At 69.4% G+C, this 19576-nt stretch carries 17 protein-coding genes; 7 read left to right on the top strand and 10 right to left on the bottom strand.

Going from position 1 to position 19576, the window contains the following annotated elements; translation table 11 throughout:
* Nucleotides 1-168 precede the first annotated feature (168 nt).
* Nucleotides 169-633 (bottom strand): Lrp/AsnC family transcriptional regulator, encoded by a 465-nt coding sequence (locus tag HWX76_RS07685; RefSeq protein WP_006481526.1) that lies wholly within the window; start codon nt 631-633, stop codon nt 169-171.
* Nucleotides 634-880: 247 nt separating this feature from the next.
* Here HWX76_RS07685 and HWX76_RS07680 point away from each other — a divergent pair, with 247 nt between their 5' ends.
* Together HWX76_RS07680 and HWX76_RS07675 are read left to right on the top strand one after the other, a co-directional pair.
* Nucleotides 881-1432, top strand: coding sequence for a Spy/CpxP family protein refolding chaperone (locus HWX76_RS07680; RefSeq protein ID WP_050015462.1), 552 nt, complete (start codon nt 881-883; stop codon nt 1430-1432).
* Between the two features lie 133 nt (nt 1433-1565).
* Nucleotides 1566-1997, top strand: a complete 432-nt coding sequence (locus tag HWX76_RS07675) for a PGDYG domain-containing protein (protein ID WP_050015464.1) — start codon at nt 1566-1568, stop codon at nt 1995-1997.
* Nucleotides 1998-2032: 35 nt separating this feature from the next.
* On the opposite strand, the gene HWX76_RS07670 is transcribed toward HWX76_RS07675, so the two are convergent.
* From HWX76_RS07670 to HWX76_RS07635, 8 genes are all read right to left on the bottom strand, one after another.
* Nucleotides 2033-2395 (bottom strand): DUF3022 domain-containing protein, encoded by a 363-nt coding sequence (locus tag HWX76_RS07670; protein ID WP_050015466.1) that lies wholly within the window; start codon nt 2393-2395, stop codon nt 2033-2035.
* Between the two features lie 13 nt (nt 2396-2408).
* Entirely contained in the window at nt 2409-3197 is a 789-nt protein-coding gene (locus tag HWX76_RS07665) for a YhfC family glutamic-type intramembrane protease (protein WP_124630363.1), read from the bottom strand.
* A 55-nt stretch (nt 3198-3252) separates the two neighbouring features.
* On the bottom strand, nt 3253-4296 hold the full coding sequence (locus tag HWX76_RS07660) for a LacI family DNA-binding transcriptional regulator (protein ID WP_050015470.1): 1044 nt from the start codon (nt 4294-4296) through the stop codon (nt 3253-3255).
* Nucleotides 4297-4614: 318 nt separating this feature from the next.
* Entirely contained in the window at nt 4615-5580 is a 966-nt protein-coding gene (locus HWX76_RS07655; protein ID WP_089488654.1) for a D-glycerate dehydrogenase, read from the bottom strand.
* Between the two features lie 4 nt (nt 5581-5584).
* Nucleotides 5585-6865: an MFS transporter gene (locus tag HWX76_RS07650; RefSeq protein ID WP_050015472.1), complete on the bottom strand. Its 1281-nt coding sequence runs from the start codon at nt 6863-6865 to the stop codon at nt 5585-5587.
* Between the two features lie 112 nt (nt 6866-6977).
* Nucleotides 6978-7970, bottom strand: coding sequence for a sugar kinase (locus tag HWX76_RS07645; protein ID WP_089488460.1), 993 nt, complete (start codon nt 7968-7970; stop codon nt 6978-6980).
* 28 nt (nt 7971-7998) lie between these two features.
* On the bottom strand, nt 7999-8763 hold the full coding sequence (locus HWX76_RS07640; RefSeq protein ID WP_176015650.1) for a TIM barrel protein: 765 nt from the start codon (nt 8761-8763) through the stop codon (nt 7999-8001).
* 162 nt (nt 8764-8925) lie between these two features.
* Nucleotides 8926-9819, bottom strand: a complete 894-nt coding sequence (locus HWX76_RS07635; RefSeq protein ID WP_050015477.1) for a LysR family transcriptional regulator — start codon at nt 9817-9819, stop codon at nt 8926-8928.
* A gap of 112 nt (nt 9820-9931) precedes the next feature.
* On the opposite strand from HWX76_RS07635, the gene HWX76_RS07630 reads away from it, so the two are divergent.
* Nucleotides 9932-11008 carry a YeiH family protein gene (locus HWX76_RS07630; protein WP_050015479.1) on the top strand — a complete coding sequence of 359 codons (1077 nt, stop codon included), beginning with the start codon at nt 9932-9934 and terminating at the stop codon, nt 11006-11008.
* 115 nt (nt 11009-11123) lie between these two features.
* Nucleotides 11124-12857 (top strand): ClcB-like voltage-gated chloride channel protein, encoded by a 1734-nt coding sequence (locus HWX76_RS07625; RefSeq protein ID WP_204383864.1) that lies wholly within the window; start codon nt 11124-11126, stop codon nt 12855-12857.
* A 28-nt stretch (nt 12858-12885) separates the two neighbouring features.
* Here HWX76_RS07625 and HWX76_RS07620 read toward each other — a convergent pair whose 3' ends face one another.
* Nucleotides 12886-13506, bottom strand: a complete 621-nt coding sequence (locus tag HWX76_RS07620) for a TetR/AcrR family transcriptional regulator (protein ID WP_050015483.1) — start codon at nt 13504-13506, stop codon at nt 12886-12888.
* 188 nt (nt 13507-13694) lie between these two features.
* Between HWX76_RS07620 and HWX76_RS07615 the strand changes: the two genes are divergently transcribed.
* The 3 genes from HWX76_RS07615 to HWX76_RS07605 are packed head-to-tail and all read left to right on the top strand — an operon-like array spanning nt 13695 to nt 19530.
* The gene (locus HWX76_RS07615) at nt 13695-14804 is read left to right on the top strand and encodes an efflux RND transporter periplasmic adaptor subunit (RefSeq protein ID WP_124630362.1); all 1110 of its coding nucleotides are present in this window, start codon (nt 13695-13697) and stop codon (nt 14802-14804) included.
* On the top strand, nt 14801-17962 hold the full coding sequence (locus HWX76_RS07610) for an efflux RND transporter permease subunit (RefSeq protein WP_124630361.1): 3162 nt from the start codon (nt 14801-14803) through the stop codon (nt 17960-17962). The genes HWX76_RS07615 and HWX76_RS07610 overlap by 4 nt, the downstream gene beginning before the upstream one ends.
* 2 nt (nt 17963-17964) lie before the next feature.
* Nucleotides 17965-19530 carry an efflux transporter outer membrane subunit gene (locus HWX76_RS07605; RefSeq protein WP_176015649.1) on the top strand — a complete coding sequence of 522 codons (1566 nt, stop codon included), beginning with the start codon at nt 17965-17967 and terminating at the stop codon, nt 19528-19530.
* The last annotated feature ends 46 nt before the right edge of the window (nt 19531-19576 follow it).

Genomic DNA, 19576 nt, shown 5'->3' with positions numbered 1-19576 from the left:
GCGCGAAGGGACGACCGCGGTCATCCGTGTCGATCATGAAGTACGACGAAGGCCAATACGAATGCGAGCGGAGACGTACCCGTCGTCAAGCCGAGCACCTGTGATGCACCGCTCCCTGCGCGGTGCATGCACGCGCGCCGTCATGCACGCGCCGCGTGCAGCAACAAGTCAGCCGCCGATCGTCCCGCGATCGATCTTGCGCGACAGGATGATCGACGTCGTCGTGCGCTCGACGCCTTCGAGCGTGCCGATCTGGTCGAGCAGATCGTTGAGCCGTTCGGGCGAATCGGCGCGCAGCCAGGCGACGTAGTCATACTCGCCGCTCACCGCGCACAGCAGCTGGACTTCCGGCATCCGGTCTAGCTTGCGCAATACGTCCTTGCCGAACTTCGGCGTGAGGATGATGCCGACGTACGCATAGATGCTCGCATCGAGCACGTCCTGCCCGAGCCGCACGCTGTACCCGGCGATCACGTTGGTGCGTTCGAGCCGCGCGATGCGCGCGACGACCGTCGTGCGCGCCACGTCGAGCTGGCGCGCGAGATCCGCGACGCTCGCGCGCGCATCGGCTTGCAGCAGCGCGACGAGCTGCCGGTCGAGATCGTCGAGTTGGTCGAGGCGGGGTGGACGCATGACGCTGGGCCGGCACGCACGTGCCGGCGGAGTGGAAAGTGACGCGATGATAGCGCCGAACGCCGGCGCGCCCAACCGGCATGGCCCGGATACGAACCGTCGATTTCGATTCGTATCGGATGTAAGCAAGTGTCGCATTCACTGCCGCCCCGCAGGCAACGTGCTACTAATAACGACGACGCGAGAGGCGCGCCGGCGGCGATGGCCGCCGCGCCCGCTCGCAAGACACCACCCCGGAGAGCCAACCATGAAGAAAATCTCGCTCACCCTCGCTACGCTCGTCGTTGCAGCCAGCGCATTCGCGCAAACCCCGGCGCAGCCGCAAGCACCGGCCCAGGCGCCGGCCACGACGGCCGCGGCATCGGCCCCGAGCGCCGAGCAGCGCGCGGCACGCCACGAAGCGCGCACCGAGCAGCGCATCAAGTACCTGCACGACCAGTTGAAGATCACGTCGGCGCAGGAGCCGCAATGGAAGACGTTCGCCGATACGATGCGCGACAACGGCGCCACGATGGGCCGCCTCTACAGCGAACGGATGGCCAAGCACGACGTGTCCGCGCTCGACGACATCAAGCAGTATGCGGAGCTGTCGCAGGCGAATGCCGACGGCGCGAAGAAGCTCGCCGACGCGTTCGCGCCGCTCTATGAGAGCTTCCCGGCCGAGCAGAAGGCGCTGGCCGACACGACCTTCCGCAGCTGGCTGCACCACGGCGGCGAGCACCACGGCAAGGGCAGGACGAAGGGCAAGGAAGGCAAGGCGGCCGCCGCGCCGGCCGCGAGCGCGCCGGCGCAGCCCTGACGCGCCCCGCCGGCGCCGTGCCGGCCCGCCCGGGCCGAACGGCGCCGCGCCGCGATCGGCGACGGCGCGTCACACGGCGCGCCGAATTCGGGATAAGCTCCCGGCTTTTCCCGCTTTCCCGCCCTTCCCCGCCATGCTCGAACTCAAGCAACTCGATCTGCGTACCGATCCGCAGGCCCGTCGTGTCGTCAAGGACGAAACCGTCGCCGTGTCCTTCGCGGACGCCGACGGCGAACTGATGAGCCTCGAAGGCCCGAACCGTTATGTGACGGGCGACGCGCTGATCACCGGCTCGACCGGCGACCGCTGGGCCGTGTCGCGCGCGCGCTTCGACGCCAAATACCTGCCCGCCGACCCGGCGCTCGCGCACGGCGCAGCGGGCGCCTACCGCAACCGGCCGGCCGTCGTGCTCGCGCGCCGGATGGACGAACCGTTTACGATCGCCCGCTCGGAAAACGGCGACACGCTGCGCGGCGTGGCCGGCGACTGGGTGATGCAATACGCGCCCGGCGACTACGGCGTCGTGCAGGCGCAGCGCTTCGCGCAGGTCTACCGCGACGCGTAACGCGTCACGCGCCGGCACGCGGCCGGCGCCACCGCTCACGCAAAGTCTTCGTCGAGCTCGAGTTCCGCGTCGCGCTCGACGGCCTCGCCGGCCGCGTGCCGTTCTTCGAGCGACCCGAGCATCGCTTCCGTATACGCATGCAGCACCGCATGGCTGCGCGCGCGCTGCATCGGCTTGAGCGCCAGATAGCGCGCGAGCGCGGCCGGCACGATCCGGATGTCGAGCGTCATCCGCTTCGGCGTCGCGCCGAACCGCATCGCCAGCCAGTGCACGGACAGGAAGCGCCCGCGCGCGTCGCTGCTTTCGGCGAAGCGCGTCTGCTCCGGAAACAGATCGCAGATCACGCGCGCGAGCGCGTCGAATTCCGCGCTCTGGCATTCGATCAGGTAGTCGTCCATTCCGTCTCTCCCGTCAGGCCGCCGCACGCGACGGCCGGCACGTCTTCACCAGCACGACCACCAGCACCGCGGTCAGCACGAAATACGCGGCCTCGACCCACGCGGCCGGCAGCACGCGCACCTGGTACAGCAGCGTCGGCGTCGCCGCGAGCGCATGCAGCACGATCGCGAGCGGCAGCACGGCGATTCGGCCGGCCCGCACGCCGCGCCACACCAGCACCGACAGCGCCAGTTGCACCGCGAATGCCGCGCAGCGTTCGAGCAGCAACAGCAGGATCGACTGGGTCGACAGCGTCGCGAGCATCATGTGCAGCCGCACCACGGTGTCCACCGGCAGGTCGGCCAGCTGCGTCTCGAGCTGGCCGCGGCTCGCGAGCCACGCGAGATACGACCACTGGCCCCACACGAGCACGCCGACGAACCACGCTTCGGCGCCGCCGTGACCGATCCCGTAGCCGATCCCGCGACCGTCGCCGGCCGATGCGCCGTAGCGGCGCTCCAGAAAACGCATCCCGAGATAGCGGCCGACTTCCTCGAATACGGCGGTCGCGAGCGCGCCGTATGCGACGAATGCGAGCGGCTGCGTCAGCCAGCCGTCCTCGGGCGTGTGGCTCAGCACGAGACCGTGGAACGCGCGCTCGAGAATCATCGCGAACAACGTGAAGACGGCGACGCCGACGATCGTGTCGCGGCGGTTGAGCGCAAGCGGCTTGCGCAGGATGCGGTAAAGGACGAGCGGCAGCAGCGCGATGATCAGCGTGGCGGCGATCAGCGCCGCCAGCGTGACGGGAGCGACAGTCATGTATTTCCTTGGTTCGGGGCAGCGCACCTGACGCGCCGCGTGCCCCGAATGATACTCAGCTTGCGGTCGACGCGCGCGCGATCAGCTCGCCGGGCAGCATCGCGACGCGCACGTCGCCCGCCGCGCCGTCGATCCGCTCGTGCACGAATTCGACGGCCTTGTAGCCGATTTCGTAGGTCGGCTGACGGATCGTCGTGATGCCGATCAGCTCGGCCCATTCCGGATCGTCGATCGACAGCAGCGCCGCCTGCTGCTGCCACGCGGCGCCGAAACGCGCGCGCAGATGGCGCGCGATCGCCAGCGCGACCGGTGCATTCGCGGCGAACAGTGCGGCGCGCACGCCGCGCCGGGCCGCATCGTCGAGGCGGGCATCGACGTCGGCGAGCGCCGCCGCGGCCGCGTCGGGTTCGTTCAGGTCGAGCACGATCGTCGGCGGCACCGGCAACCCGCGCGCCGCCAGCGCCGCGCGGAACGCGGTCTCGCGCACGCGCCGCGAGCTGACCCGCTCGAACGGCTGCACGACGAAATGGATCGCGTCGAAGCCGTGTTCGACCAGGTGCGCGAGCGCCGTCTCGATCGCGTCGGTATTGTCGAGGCCGATCAGGTCGGCCTCGAAGCCCTCGACCGTGCGGTCGACGAGCACGGCCGGAATGCCTGCGCCGCGCAGCGGGCGCAGCACGTCTTCGTCGGCGCCGAGCGCGTTGACGATCAGCCCTTCGACGCGGTAAGTCGTGAGCAGTTGCAGGAAGCGGCGCTCCATCTCGACTTCGTTCGCCGCGTGACAGATGAGCGGCATGTAGCCGAGCGCATGGCACGCGGCCTCGACGCCCTGCAGCACTTCGACGGTATAAGGATTGGTCAGGTCGGCGGCGAGCATGCCGAGCAGCCGGTTACGGCCGCGCTTGAGCCCGCGCGCCATCTGGTTCGGCCGGTAGTTGAGCCGCGCGATGGCCGCCTCGATCCGCTGGCGCAGATCGACGGACAGCACATGCGTCTCGCCGTTCAGATAGCGCGAAACGCTGGTCTTGCCCGTGCCGGCCTCGCGCGCGACGTCGCTGATCGTCGCCGGACGCGTCGTGGAAGGTTGCGAATCGGTCACTGTCGTGCCTCGCGACGTACGATCCGCGCCGCTTCGTGAGCAGACGGACCATTGTTGTTGGAAACGTAAGCCAACCGGCGGCCTCCCCTGTCGTGGCGCGTGGGCGCCTGCGCTGGCCCGGTGCGCTGTCGAGCCGCGCCCGCCAGCAGCGTGCTATGGCAGTCGGCCGCACCGGACCTGGCGCGGATGCCCGTCGCGCGACACCGCCGGCCGCGTGGCCGGCCGTCGATACGACGAGCGCGGGCGATCATAACGCAGCCGGCCCTCTCGCACCAAGATCATCGACTCTAATGGCGCCGGGCGGTTATCGCAGGCGGCTCAGGCATGCGCCAGCGCATCCGGATTGACGAGATTCGTGCGCAGCGTGCCGGCCAGCGCGCCGACCAGGTTCTCCGCGGCGCAACGCGCCATCGCATCGCGCGTCTCGTGCGTCGCCGAGCCGATATGCGGCAGCGCGACGACGTTCTTCATCTGCAGCAGCGGCGAATCCGCCGGCAGCGGCTCCTTCTCGAATACGTCGAGCCCCGCGCCGCGGATCGTCCCCGCGCGCAGCGCGTCGACCAGCGCGGCTTCGTCGACGACCGGCCCGCGCGACGCGTTGATCAGGATCGCGCCGCGCTTCATCTTCGCGAATTCGGGCGCGCCGATCAGGTGGCGCGTGTCGGGCGACAGCGGCACCTGCAGGCACACGAAATCCGACTGCGCGAGCAATTCGTCGAGCGTCACGCGCCGCGCGCCGTACTGCGTCTCGGCCTCCGCATGCGCGGACCGGTTCGCGTACAGCACCTGCATCCGGAAGCCGAGCGCCGCGCGGCGCGCGACCGCGCCGCCGATCCGCCCGAGCCCGACGATGCCGAGCGTCTTGCCCTGCACGTCGGTGCCGTACAGGTCCGGGCCGATGCTGCGATGCCAGTGGCCGGCCTTCACCCACTCGGCCAGCTCGACCACGCGGCGAGCGGAGGCCAGGATCAGCGAAAACACCGTATCGGCCGTCGACTCGGTCAGCACGTCCGGCGTATGCGCGAGCACGATGCCGCGCCGCGTGAGATCGGCGACGTCGAAGTTGTCGTAGCCGACCGAGATCGTCGACCACGCCTTCAGCCGCGGCGCGCGATCGAGCATCTGCGGCGTGACCTTCAGGCTCGCGCCGATCGCGCCGTCTGCGTCGCCCAGCGCGGCGGCGAGTGCGTCGGCGCCGTCGGCCTGCACGACGTCCGCATGCTCGCGCAGGTACGCGAGAACGTCATCGGGCAGCGGCTTGTACGCGACGATACGGGGCTTCATCGTTTCATTTTCCTTGCAGCGGCGCGGCGAGCGGATGCGCATCGCGCGCCTGGGGTTTGACGGACAGCGTGAGGATCACCGCGGCGACGAGCGCGGCGCTCATGAATGCGTACGACGCGACGGGCGACCCGGTCGCGCCGTTCAGGTAGCCGACGAAATACGAGCCGACGAACGAGCCGAGCGCGCCCATGCTGTTGATCAGCGCCATCGCGCCGCCGGCGACGTTCCTCGGCAGCAGTTCCGGCACGATCGCGAAGAACGGGCCGTACGGCGCATACATCGCGGCGCCCGCGACGACCAGCAGCGCATACGAGATCCAGAAATGCGACGAGCCGAGCGCGTACGACGCGGCGAACGCGGCCGCGCCGACCAGCAGGAACGGCCACACGAAACCACGACGCGAACCGACCTTGTCGGACGCCCACGACGCGGCGAGCATCGCGATCGTCGCCGCGAGGTACGGCAGCGCGGACAGCCAGCCGGTCGCGACCATCCCGAGGTCGGAGCCGTTCTTCACGATCGACGGCAGCCACAGCACGAAGCCGTACACGCCGATGCTCCAGCAGAAATACTGCGCGCACAGCTTGATCACGGCCGGCGAGCGGAACGCCTCGCCATAGTTGCGCACCGGCTTGATCGCCGCCTGCTCGGCCGCGAGCGCGGCGTCGAGATCGCGCTTTTCCTGGGCGCTGAGCCACGGCGAATCGGCCGGCTTGTCCTGCACGAGCACCCACCAGCACACGGCCCAGATGATGGCCGGCACGCCTTCGGCGATGAACATGTGGCGCCAGCCGAATTCATGCACGAGATAACCGGACACGATCGACATCCACAGCACGGTGACCGGGTTGCCGAGGATCAGGAACGTGTTCGCGCGCGAGCGCTCGTTCTTCGTGAACCAGTTGCTGATGTAGATCAGCATCGCCGGCATCACGGCCGCCTCGACGATGCCGAGCACGAAGCGGATCGCCATCAGCGACGGAATGTTGCTGACCACGCCGGTCAGCGCCGCGCAGCCGCCCCACAGCACGAGGCTGACGAACACGAGCTTCTTCACGCTGCGGCGTTCCGCGTAGATCGCGCCGGGGATCTGGAAGAAGAAATAGCCGAGGAAGAACAGCGCGCCGATCAGCGACGACAGGCCCTTGCTGATGCCGAGATCCTGGTTGATGCCGGCTGCGGCCGCGAACCCGTAGTTCGCGCGATCGAGGTAGGCGAGGCTGTACGTGATGAAGACGATCGGCATGATCGTCCACCAGCGTCGAGCTGCGAGATTGGCTGCCATCAGAGTGTCTCCTGAGTAGACCGGCATCGGCGCATCGTTGCGTCGTCCGGTCTCATGCAAAACCGTGCATGAAGCACGAAATGGATCCGCGGATTGTGCCGTGTCCGGCCTCTCATTGCGCGGTGACGGTTTCCTCTAAGCGATCGGCGCGATTGCTGACCTTTTCGAGCCGGTCGAGCGCATCGCGCGTCGGCAATCCTTCCGAATCGCCGATCACCTGGATCGCGAGCGCACCGATCCGGTTGCCGCGCGCGACCGCCTGCTCGACGCTGCGCCCTTCGAGCAGCGCGCTGACCACGCCGACCGCGAAGCCGTCGCCGGCGCCGACCGTATCGACGACCTTCTCGACGCGCTCGCCGGCGACCGTGCCTTCGCGGCCGTCGGCCGTGCGGAAATACGCGCCTTGTTCGCCGAGCTTGATCACGACGCCGCGCGCGCCCTGCGCGAGATAGAAGCCCGCGATGTCGGCCGGCGTGTCGTGCCCGGTGAGCTGCCGCCCTTCGGCGAGGCCCGGCAGCACCCAGTCGGCGAGCGTCGCGAGCGCATTCAGCGTCTTCGCCATCACGTCGGCGGACGGCCACAGCGTCGGGCGCAGGTTCGGGTCGAACGAGATCGTCTTGCCGGCCGCCCGCATTTCGCGCGCGAGCCGGAACGCGAGTTCGCACGACGTCGCCGAGATCGCCGGCGCGACGCCGGTCAGGTGCAGGTGGCGCGCGCCGAGCACGTAGTCGGCCACGTAGTCGTCGCACGACAGGTGGCTCGCCGCCGAACCCTTGCGGAAATATTCGACGGTCGGGTCGCTGCCGTCGTCGTTGCGCGACTTCAGCTGGAAACCGGTCGGGTAGCGCGGGTCGACGGTCACGCACGACGCGTCGATGCCCTCGCGCGCCAGCGTGTCGAGCACGTAGCGGCCGAACGAATCGCTACCGACCCGGCTCATCCAGCCGACCCGGAAGCCGAGCCGCGACAGCCCGATCGCGACATTGAGATCGGCGCCGGCGATCCGCTTCGCGAATTGCCCGGCGTGCGCGAGGTGGCCGGGCTCCGTCGCGACGAACATCGCCATCGCTTCGCCATAGGTCACGACATCGAGTGCTGCTTTCATGACTGAACTCCTCAGGATCCTTCCGCGGTCACGCGGTTGCAAGCCACGCGACGCGCCGGCACGCATCGCCGGCCAGGTCGGCCGCGTCGAACGGAAACTCGATGCCGCGCGGCGCATGCTGCGGCAGCGCCGCGAGCACGCCGGTCACGAGCGGATCGTTCGGCGCCGGCGCGACGGCGAACCGGCGCGCGCCCTCGCCTTCGGTGGCCTTGCAATGAATGTATTCCACATGCGGCGCGAGCACCTGTGCGCAGTCGAGCGGCGCTTCGCCGCGCCACTGCCAGTTGCCGATGTCGAACGTCATGCCGAGCGCATCGCGCATGCCGGCATCGGCGAGCGCATCGAACAGCCCACGGAACTGCGCGAACGCGCCGCCGACCTCGAGCTGGCCGTTCTCGACCACCACGCGGGCCTGCGCGCCGCGCGACAGCGCGACGATTTCGGCCGCGTGCGCGTCGCCGGCGAAGCCCCCGAGCTGGAATTTCACGAAGCGTGCGCCGAGCGCATCGGCTTGCGCGAGCCCGTCGCGCAATGCGTCGGCATCGAGCGCGCCCGTTTCCGTATACAGCGAGTCCGGCGTCGAATAGACCGACCACAGCCCGTGGCCGGAGATCTGCGCGCCGAGCGCGGCCAGCGCGCCGGGCGCCGTGTCGTCGTCCGACGCGAACAGTTCGCGCCGTACCTCGAAACCGGTCGCGCCGGATGCCGCCACGGTCGCGATGAATGCACTGTGGCCCTCCTGGCGCACCCGGTCCATCCCGAATGCGCTCGCCACGATCACGATGTCTGCCATGTTGCCCTTTTTCACCGGAATGGAACCGGTTCCATTTGCTTGAGACGGATGGTGCGCTTCGCCTCGGACGCACGCCATAGAGGAAATCCCTAACGCTCCGTTATCGCATGAATGCGCGCCGCGCCCGCGTGCAACGCATGTTCCCGGCGCGACTTCGGTCGACTACGCGAGGCGCTGCGCGAGACTCATTTCGAGGAATTGCGCGGCGAGCCGCGACGGCGCGCCGCCATGCGGGACGAGAATGGAGAAATGCCGCGTGAGCGGTGCGGGCGCCAGCGAGCGCAGCACGAGCGCCGCATCGTCGTGACGCAGCGACATCGCGGACACGAACCCGACGCCCATCCCCGCGCGCACGGCCTCCTTCACGGCCTCGACCCCGGCGATCTCGAACGCGACGCGCATCGGCGCGCCGCCATGTGCGAACGCGCGCTCGACGAGCTGCCGTACGGCGGAGCCCGCCTCGCGCAGCACGAGCGGATGCGCGGCGAGCGCGTCGAGCGTCACGCCCGCGTCGTAGCCGGGCGCCGCGAGCGGATGGCCGGCCGGCACGATCGCGACGATCTCGTCCTCGTGCCACGCGTGCACGGCCGTACCGGGCGGCAGCGCCTCGCCGGGCGGCCCTTCGATCAGCGCGAGGTCGAGCGACGGCAGCGCCGCGACCACGTCGGCCGTATTGCCGCTCATCGTCTGGATCGCCACGCGCGGCGCGCGCGGCTGGAACGCCGCGATCAGGTACGGCAGCAGGTAGCTCGCGGGCGTCGTGCTCGCGCCGATGCGCAGCGTGCCGGCTTCCAGCCCGCGCACCGCGTCGCGAAACGCACGCGCCTGCGCGAACGTGTCGCGCTGCGCGTTCGCGTACTGCGCGAGCTGTTCGCCGACCGGCGTCAGGCGGATGCCGCGGCCGTCGCGCTGGTACAGCGGCTCGCCGAACTCGTCCTGCAGCAGCCGCAACTGGCCCGATACGGCCGGCTGCGACAGATGCAGCGCCACGGCGGCGCGGCTGATGTTCAGATGCTCGGCGACGGCGGCGAACGTTATCAGTTGATCCGGGGTCATGGGAACGAATTATCGGCTTTCCGGATAGTTTACGTCACAAATCACAATTTTTCATATCGATATAACGAAATTAGGATTACACCATCGCCACACGCTCCATCACGGTACTTCCATGTCCACTGCTCCGACTCCCTCTCTCAGCCACGCCGCGCCGTCGATGCGCGGCCAGTTGAACGGCGTGCTGTTCGTCGCGCTGTTCGCCGCCGCCGTCACGAGCCTGTCCGAGCTTCCCGCGATCGCGGGGCTCGGCCTGTCACCGCTGATCGTCGGCATCGTCGCCGGCGCGTTGTACGGCAACGCGCTGCGCGACGGCATGCCGGCCAGCTGGGCGGCCGGCGTCAATTTCTCCGCCCGCAAGCTGTTGCGCATCGCGGTCGCGTTCTTCGGCTTGCGCGTGAGCCTGCAGGAAATCGCGCAGGTCGGGCTGCCGGGCCTCGCGGTATCGGTGCTGGTCGTCGTCAGCACGCTCGCGATCGGCACCTGGGTCGGCATGAAGCTGATGAAGCTCGACCGCGACGCCGCGCTGCTGACCGCCGCCGGCAGCGCGATCTGCGGCGCGGCCGCCGTGCTCGCGTTCGAATCGACGCTGCAGTCGAAACCGCACCAGAGCGCGATGGCCGTGGGCAGCGTCGTGCTGTTCGGCACGCTGTCGATGTTCCTGTATCCGCTCGCCTATCACGCCGGGCTGCTGAACCTCGATCCGGCCGGCCTCGGTCTGTTCTTCGGCGGCACGATCCACGAAGTCGCGCAGGTGGTCGGCGCGGCGAGCGACATCAGCCCGCAGGTCGTGCACGTCGCGACGATCGTGAAGATGACGCGCGTGATGCTGCTGGTGCCGGTGCTGCTGGCGCTCGGCTGGTGGCTCGCCCGTTCGGCGCGCTCGGCGCACGACGCGGCCGGCGGCACGCACGGCAAGCGCAAGGTGGCGGTGCCGTGGTTCGCGCTCGGCTTCCTCGGCTTCGTGATCGTCAATTCGCTGAACGTGCTGCCCGCGGACGTTACGCATACGCTGAACGTGCTCGACACCTTCGCGCTGACGATGGCCATGACCGCACTCGGCATCGAGACGCGCGTCGCGCAGATCCGCGCGGCCGGCCCGCGCGCGCTGATGACCGGCCTGATCCTGTACGTGTGGCTGATCGCCGGCGGCTACGCGATCACCTGGGCCGTGCAGCACTGGCTTGGCTGAGCCGCACGTCCGCGACGGCTCGCGCGCCGCGCCCTACGGGAAGCCCGACGGGGAAGTCCCGCGGGCGCGGCGCAGTGCTATGCTTCGCGTCGTTTTCCATCGCCCCCTTTCAGCCGTGCTCTCGTTCCTGCTGAAGCTGCGCACTCGCGCGCGAACGCTGCTCCGCCTGTCGGACGCCCATACGATGCTGATCTGGTCGGCCATCGTCGGCGTCGGCGGCGCCTTTGCCACGATGGCGTTCCGCGAAGGCATCGACCTGATGCAGCGCCTGATCTCGGGGCACAGCGGCAGCTTCGTGCAGATGGCGAAGAGCCTGCCGTGGTACGTGCGATTCTGGATGCCGGCCGCGGGCGGCTTCCTCGCCGGCTGCGTGCTGCTGCTCGCGACGCGCGGCGACAAGGCGGCCGCCAAGACCGACTACATGGAATCGGTCGCGCTCGGCAACGGCGTCGTGCCGGTGCGGCAGAGCCTGTGGCGCAGCGTGTCGTCGCTGCTGACGATCGGCAGCGGCGGCTCGATCGGCCGCGAAGGCCCGATGGTGCAGCTCGCGGCGCTCGCCGCGTCGCTCGTCGGCCGCTTCGCGCACTTCGACCCGCCGCGCCTGCGTCTGCTGGTCGCGTGCGGGGCCGCGGCCGGCATTACGTCCGCGTACAACGCGCCGATCGCCGGCGCGTTCTTCGTGTCGGAGATCGTGCTCGGCACGATCGCGATGGAGAGCTTCGGGCCGATGGTCGTCGCGTCGGTCGTCGCGAACATCGTGATGCGCGAATTCGCCGGCTACCGGCCGCCGTACGAGATGCCGGTGTTTCCGGCCGTGACGGGCGCCGAGGTGCTGCCGTTCGTCGTGCTCGGCGCGCTGTGCGGCGTGCTCGCGCCGCAGTTCCTGCATCTGCTCGACGCGTCGAAGACGCAGTTCAAGCGACTGCCGGTGCCGCTGCCCGTGCGGCTCGCGCTCGGCGGCCTCGTGGTCGGCGTGATCTCGGTGTGGATTCCTGACGTGTGGGGCAACGGCTACAGCGTCGTGAACCACATCCTCCATTCGCCGTGGACCTGGCAGGCGCTCGTCGCGGTCCTCGTGTTCAAGGTGATCGCGACCGCCGCGACGGCCGGCTCGGGCGCGATCGGCGGCGTGTTCACGCCGACGCTGTTCGTCGGCGCGGTGTTCGGCTCGCTGTTCGGGCTCGCGATGGACGCGCTGTGGCCGGGCCATACGTCCGCGTATTTCGCGTACGCGATCGTCGGGATGGGCGCGTTCATGGCGGGCGCCACGCAGGCGCCGCTGATGGCGATCCTGATGATCTTCGAGATGACGCTGAGTTATCAGGTCGTGCTGCCGCTGCTGGTGTCGTGCGTGTTCGCGTATTTCGTCGCGCGCGCGACGGGCACGACGTCGATGTACGAGATCACGCAGCACCACTACCAGGACGCGCAGGAGCGGCAGCGGCTGCGCACCACGCAGATGCGCGAGCTGATCCAGCCCGCGCAGACCGTCGTGCCGCTCACCGCCAGCGTCGCCGACATGACGCGCGTGTTTCTCGAATATCCGGTGAAATATCTGTACGTGACCGACGACGCCGGGCGCTTTCGCGGCGCGGTCGCGCTGAAGGACATCACGTCCGATTTGCTCGACAAGCGCGACACGACCGACAAGACAGCCGCGCACTACGCGCATACGCCGTTTCCGCTGCTCACGCCCGACATGCCGCTCGCGACCGCGCTCGAGCGCTTCATGGCGTTCCAGGGCGAGCGGCTGCCGGTGATCGAGAGCGAAGCCGAGCCGACGCTCGCGGGCGTCGTCTACAAGACGTCGCTGCTCGACGCGTACCGGCGGATGACCGGCGAGCGCTGACGCGCACCGCCCGCGCCGCCTGCCGTGTTCAGTCCGGCGCGCGCCCCAGCACGACCCGCGCGAAGAACCCCGCGAGCACCGATTCGGCCACGTCGACCGATACGTGCTGCGGATCGGCCGTGTAGTACGACTGCACGCCGTCGCACAGGCACATCAGCCCGAACGCGAGCGTGTCGGCCGGCAGCAGCAGCGGCGTGCCCGAACGCTCGGCGAAGCGCTCGATGAATTCGGCCATCTGCACGCGCTTGCCGTGCAGGAACTGGTTGAAGCGCACGCGGAACTTCGCGTCGCGCGCCGCCTGCAGCTTCGCCTCGCCCCACAGCAGCGAGTATTCGTCGTCGCGAAACAGCGTCCGGTAATACGCGAGCGCCATCGATTCCATCTGCTCGCGCGTGCCGCCCCCTTCGAAAATCGCCTCGAAGTCGGCCCGCACCTCCTCGTGATTGCGCTCCAGCAGTTCCAGCAGCAGGTCGGACTTGCTGCGGAAATTCGAGTAGAACGCGCCGCGCGTATAGCCGGCCGCCGCTGCGATGTCCTCGACGCTCGCGGCCACATAGCCTTTCTTCAGAAAAATGCGATGCGCGGCTTTCAGCAGACGCTCGCGCGTCTGGTCCCTGCTCTGCTCGCGAGTTAAGCGCTGTGGTTTCATGCCGCGCAGTCTAGCATCTCTTCCCTTTCGGATTCATCTTTGCATTCAGATACAGGTGTGTATTAGAATCCGCCACAGTTTCCGAAGATGTCGTTCGTCTGTCCGTGTGCGCCGCTGCCGGCGCCACTTGGGGCAAGCGCCCGCCGCGCTTGCCGGCCTCGTTCCGCTCCACCTCACCTGGGGGTTTCGTGAATCGCTCCGGTTCCCGCGCCGCGCTGCTGATCGGCGCCGCGCTCGTCCTTGCCGCCTGTCATCCGAAAGAATCCGCGCCGCCCGCCCCGCGCCCCGTCGTCGCGCTGCCCGCGCGGGCCGACACCGTCGCGGCCGCACGCACGCTGCCCGGCGACATCCAGCCGCGCTATGCGACCCCGCTGTCGTTCCGCATCGCCGGCAAGATCATCGAGCGCCGGGTGCGGCTCGGCGATACGGTGAAGGTCGGCCAGGTCGTCGCGCTGCTCGATCCGTCCGACGTCGAGAAGAACGCGGCAAGCGCGCAGGCGCAATTCGATGCCGCGTCGCACAGCCTCGCGTTCGCGAAACAGCAGCTCGACCGCGATCGCGCGCAGGCCCGCGAAAACCTGATCGCGACCGCGCAGCTCGAGCAGACGCAGAACAGCTACACGTCGGCGCTCGCGCAGCGCGACCAGGCGCAGCAGCAGCTCGCGCTCGCGAAGAACCAGCTCCGCTACGCGACGCTCGTCGCCGACCATGCGGGCACCATCACGGCCGAACAGGCCGACACCGGCCAGAACGTGTCGGCCGGCCAGCCGGTCTACCAGCTCGCGTGGTCGGGCGACGTCGACGTCGTCAGCGACGTGCCCGAGGCCGCGCTCGCGTCGCTCGCGCCCGGTCATGCCGCCACCGTCACGCTGCCGTCGCTGCCGGGCCGCCAGTTCGCCGCGAAGGTGCGCGAAATCGCGCCGGCCGCCGATCCGCAAAGCCGCACCTACCGCGTGAAGCTCACGCTCGGCGCGCCCGATTCGGCGATCCGGCTCGGGATGACCGCGGACGTCGCGTTCGACGGCGCGCCGGCCGCGGGCGATACGCAGCCGATCACGCTGCCCGCGACCGCGCTGTTCCACGACGGCGCGCAACCGGCCGTGTGGGTCGTGCGCACGAAGGACGACACGCTCGAACTGCGCCGCGTCGACGTCGCGCGCTTCAACGAGCGCACGGTCACCGTGTCGCACGGGCTGCAGCCGGGCGAGCGCGTCGTGCTGCAGGGCGTGCATACGGTCAGCGCGGGCGAGAAGGTGCGCGCGATCGCGCCGCTGCATCCGGAGGACTTCGCATCGTGAGCGTCTCCCACGAAGAAGGCCGCTTCAACTTGTCCGCATGGGCGCTGCGCCACCAGGCGCTGGTCGTCTACCTGATCGCGCTCGCGACGCTCGCGGGGATCCTCGCTTACACGCGGCTCGCGCAATCCGAAGACCCGCCGTTCACGTTCCGCGTGATGGTGATCCGCACCTTCTGGCCCGGCGCGAGCGCGCGGCAGGTGCAGGAGCAGGTGACCGACCGGATCGGCCGCAAGCTGCAGGAAACGCCGGCCATCGACTTCCTGCGCAGCTATTCGCGCCCCGGCGAATCGCTGATTTTCTTCACGATGAAGGATTCGGCGCCCGTGAAGGACGTGCCCGAAACCTGGTACCAGATCCGCAAGAAAGTCGGCGACATCGGCTATACGCTGCCGCCCGGCGTGCAGGGCCCGTTCTTCAACGACGAATTCGGCGACGTCTACACCAACATCTGGACGCTCGAGGGCGACGGCTTCACGCCCGCGCAACTGCACGACTACGCGGACCAGTTGCGCACCGTGCTGCTGCGCGTGCCGGGCGTCGGCAAGGTCGATTATTTCGGCGACCCCGACCAGCGGATCTTCATCGAGGTCAACAACGCGCAGCTCACGCGCCTCGGCATCTCGCCCCAGCAGCTCGGCCAGGCGATCAACGCGCAGAACGACATCTCGTCGACCGGCGTGCTGACGACCGCGGACGATCGCGTGTTCGTGCGGCCGAGCGGCCAGTTCGACAACGTCGACGCGATCGCGAATACGCTGATCCGCATCAACGGCCGCACGTTCCGGCTCGGCGATCTCGCGACTGTGAAGCGCGGCTACGACGATCCTCAAGTCACGCAAATGCGTACGGCCGGTCCAGGCACCAACGGCCATGCCGTGCTCGGCATCGGCGTGACGATGCAGCCGGGCGGCGACGTGATCCGGCTCGGCAAGGCGCTCGACGCCGAATCGAAGGACTTGCAGGCGCAACTGCCGGCCGGACTGAAGCTGACCGAGGTGTCGAGCATGCCGCACGCGGTCTCGCATTCGGTCGACGACTTCCTCGAAGCCGTCGCCGAAGCGGTCGCGATCGTGCTGGTCGTGAGCCTCGTGTCGCTCGGGCTGCGCACCGGGATGGTCGTCGTGATCTCGATCCCGGTCGTGCTCGCGGTCACCGCGCTGTTCATGTACCTGTTCGACATCGGGCTGCACAAGGTGTCGCTCGGCACGCTCGTGCTCGCGCTCGGGCTGCTCGTCGACGACGCGATCATCGCGGTCGAGATGATGGCCGTGAAGCTCGAACAGGGCTACACCCGCGCGCGCGCCGCCGCGTTCGCGTACACGAGCACCGCGTTCCCGATGCTGACCGGCACGCTCGTCACGGTGTCGGGCTTCCTGCCGATCGCGCTCGCGAAATCGAGCACCGGCGAATACACGCGCTCGATCTTCGAGGTATCGGCGATCGCGCTGATCGCGTCGTGGTTCGCGGCCGTCGTGCTGATCCCGCTGCTGGGCTTCCACATGCTGCCCGAGCGCAAGCGGCACGCGCACGAGGCGCACCTGCCCGATGATCACGAGCACGACATCTACGACACCCGCTTCTACCGGCGGCTGCGCGGCTGGATCGACTGGTGCATCGAGCGGCGCTTCGTCGTGCTGCTGATCACGGGCGTGCTGTTCGTCGTCGCGATGATGGGCTTCTCGCTCGTGCCGCAGCAGTTCTTCCCGAGCTCCGACCGGCCCGAGCTGCTGGTCGACCTGCGGCTGCCCGAAGGCGCGTCGTTCGCGGCGACGCTGCGCGAGACGGAGCGCCTCGAGAAAGCGATCGACAAGCGGCCCGAGATCGACCATGCGGTGAACTTCGTCGGCAGCGGCGCGCCGCGCTTCTATTTGCCGCTCGACCAGCAGTTGCAACTGCCGAACTTCGCGCAGTTCGTGATCACCGCGAAATCGGTCGAGGATCGCGAGAAGCTCGCGACCTGGCTCGAAACCACGCTGCGCGACACATTTCCTGCCGTGCGCTGGCGCCTGTCGCGGCTCGAGAACGGCCCGCCGGTCGGCTATCCGGTGCAGTTCCGCGTGAGCGGCGACAGCATCGCGACGGTCCGCTCGATCGCCGAGAAGGTCGCGGCGACGATGCGCGGCGATGCGCGCACGGTCAACGTGCAGTTCGACTGGGACGAGCCGGCCGAGCGCTCGGTGCGCTTCGAGCTCGACCAGAAGAAGGCGCGCGAGCTGAACGTCACGTCGCAGGACGTGTCGAGCTTCCTCGCGATGACGCTGTCCGGCACGACCGTCACGCAGTATCGCGAGCGCGACAAGCTGATCGCCGTCGACCTGCGCGCGCCGCGCGCCGACCGCGTCGATCCGGCGAAGCTCGCGGGCCTCGCACTGCCGACGCCGAACGGCCCCGTGCCGCTCGGCTCGCTCGGCCGCTTCACGCCGACGCTCGAATACGGCGTCGTGTGGGAGCGCGACCGTCAGCCGACCATCACCGTGCAGTCGGACGTGCGCGCCGGCGCCCAGGGCATCGACGTCACGCATGCGGTCGACGCGAAGCTGAACCCGCTGCGCGCGCAACTGCCGGTCGGCTATCAGATCAACATCGGCGGCTCGGTCGAGGAAAGCGCGAAGGCGCAGGCGTCGATCAACGCGCAGATGCCGCTGATGGCGATCGCCGTGTTCACGCTGCTGATGATCCAGTTGCAGAGCTTCTCGCGCGTGCTGATGGTCGTGCTGACCGCGCCGCTCGGGCTGATCGGCGTGGTCGCGACGCTGCTGCTGTTCGGCCAGCCGTTCGGCTTCGTCGCGATGCTCGGCGTGATCGCGATGTTCGGGATCATCATGCGCAACTCGGTGATCCTGGTCGACCAGATCGAGCAGGACATCGCGGCCGGCCACGGCCGCGTCGACGCGATCATCGGCGCGACCGTGCGGCGCTTCCGCCCGATCACGCTGACGGCCGCGGCCGCGGTGCTCGCGCTGATCCCGCTGCTGCGCTCGAACTTCTTCGGGCCGATGGCGACCGCGCTGATGGGCGGCATCACGAGCGCGACCGTGCTGACGCTGTTCTACCTGCCTGCGCTGTACGCGACGTGGTTCCGCGTGAAGCGCGACGAACGCGACCCGCAGGACGGCCCGCCGCCAGGCGGCACGCCTGCCGCGCCGTCGGGAGCCTGACCATGGATCGATCGATGACCCTGAAAAAGAAAGCCGTGCGGGTGCTCGCCGCGGCGAGCGTCGCCGGCCCGCTCGCGGGCTGCGCGTGGTTCGCGCCGAGCGGCGAGCCGCCCGCGATGCCGTCGCCCGCGCACTACGGCGCCGCGCCGCAAGTCCAGCAGACGGTGTCCGCACAAGGCGTCGCGCAACAGTTCGAGGTCGGCGCGCAGCCGGTGCCGGACTGGTGGAAACAGTACCGTTCCGATGCGCTGAACGCGCTCGTCGACGAAGGGCTGCGCAACAGCCCGACGCTGAGCGCGGCGTCGCATTCGCTGGATGCGGCGCGCGAGCAGTTGCGCGGGCAGATCGGCAGCTCGATGCTGCCGTCGATCGACGCGGTCGGCCAGGCCACGCGCCAGCGCGCGCTCGGCGTGCCGATTCCCGCGCTCGGCGCACCGACGCTGCTGTACGACACGTTCGTCGGGCAACTGCAGGCGAGCTACACGGTCGACCTGTTCGGCGTGTCGCGCTTCGCGAACCGCGCGCTCGCGAAACGCGTCGACGTCAGCGCGTTCCAGCTCGAATCCGCGCGGCGCGCGCTGGCCGCGAACATCGTGACCGCGTCGATCACCGTATCGGTGCTCAATGCGCAGATCGACACGACCGAGCGACTCGTCGCGCTCGCGAACGACCAGGCGCACGACGCCGAGCGCCGCCATGCGCTCGGTTCGGCCTCGCGCAGCGACGCGCTGAACGCCCGGCAAAGCGCCGACACGTTCGCGGCAAGCCTGCCCGCGCTGCGCCAGCAGCGCGACTCGGCGCGCCACGCGCTCGCCGTGCTGGTCGGCCGTACGCCCGACCGGCCGCCGGCCGATCTCGCGCTCGCCGATCTGCATCTGCCCGAGCAGGTGCCCGTCGTCGTGCCGTCGGACCTGCTGCAAAGCCGCCCGGACATCCAGGCCGCCGACGCGGGGCTGAAGGCCGCCGCCGCCGAAGTGGGCCTCGCGACCGCGCAAATGTTTCCGCAACTGTCGCTGTCGGCGGCGATAGGCAAAGGTGGCTTCAGCTGGCCGGCGATGCTGTCGGGCGCCGGCGCGATCTGGAACGTCGGCGCGTCGCTGAGCCAGCCGATCTTCCACGGCGGCGCGCTGCTCGCGCAGCGCCGCGCGGCGAAGGCAACCTACGAGGCCGCGGTCGACCAGTACAAGCAGGCGGTGCTCGGCGCGTTCCAGAACGTCGCCGATTCGCTCGCGGCGCTCGAGCACGACGCCCAGGCGCTCGATGCGACGTCGCGCGCCGCGCTGTCCGCGCGTGGCGCGTACGACGACGCGGCGGCTCGCGTGCGGCTCGGCGCGCTGCCGCCGTCGGCCGCGCGAGCGAGCGAGTTGCAGTACCGCAATGCGCGGCTCGACGAGATTCGGGCGACCGGCGCACGGTTCGCGGATACCGCGCGGCTTTACCAGGCGATGGGCACGCCGCCGGCCGACAACGGCGACACGTCCGGTAAAAGCGGCCACGCCGCCGGCGACGGCACGACCGGCACGCAAGCACGCGCCGCCGCGCCCGACCCCGCTCCTTCGGCGCAATAACCGCCATCCCCCCCCCTCCGATCGAACGTGCGTGCGGCGCCCCGCC

Origin of the sequence: Burkholderia sp. BCC0398, assembly GCF_902833245.1 — a bacterium.
GTDB classification, from domain to species: domain Bacteria; phylum Pseudomonadota; class Gammaproteobacteria; order Burkholderiales; family Burkholderiaceae; genus Burkholderia; species Burkholderia sola.
Note: the sequence above shows the minus strand (reverse complement) of the source record. Positions and strands in the feature narration are given on the sequence as shown.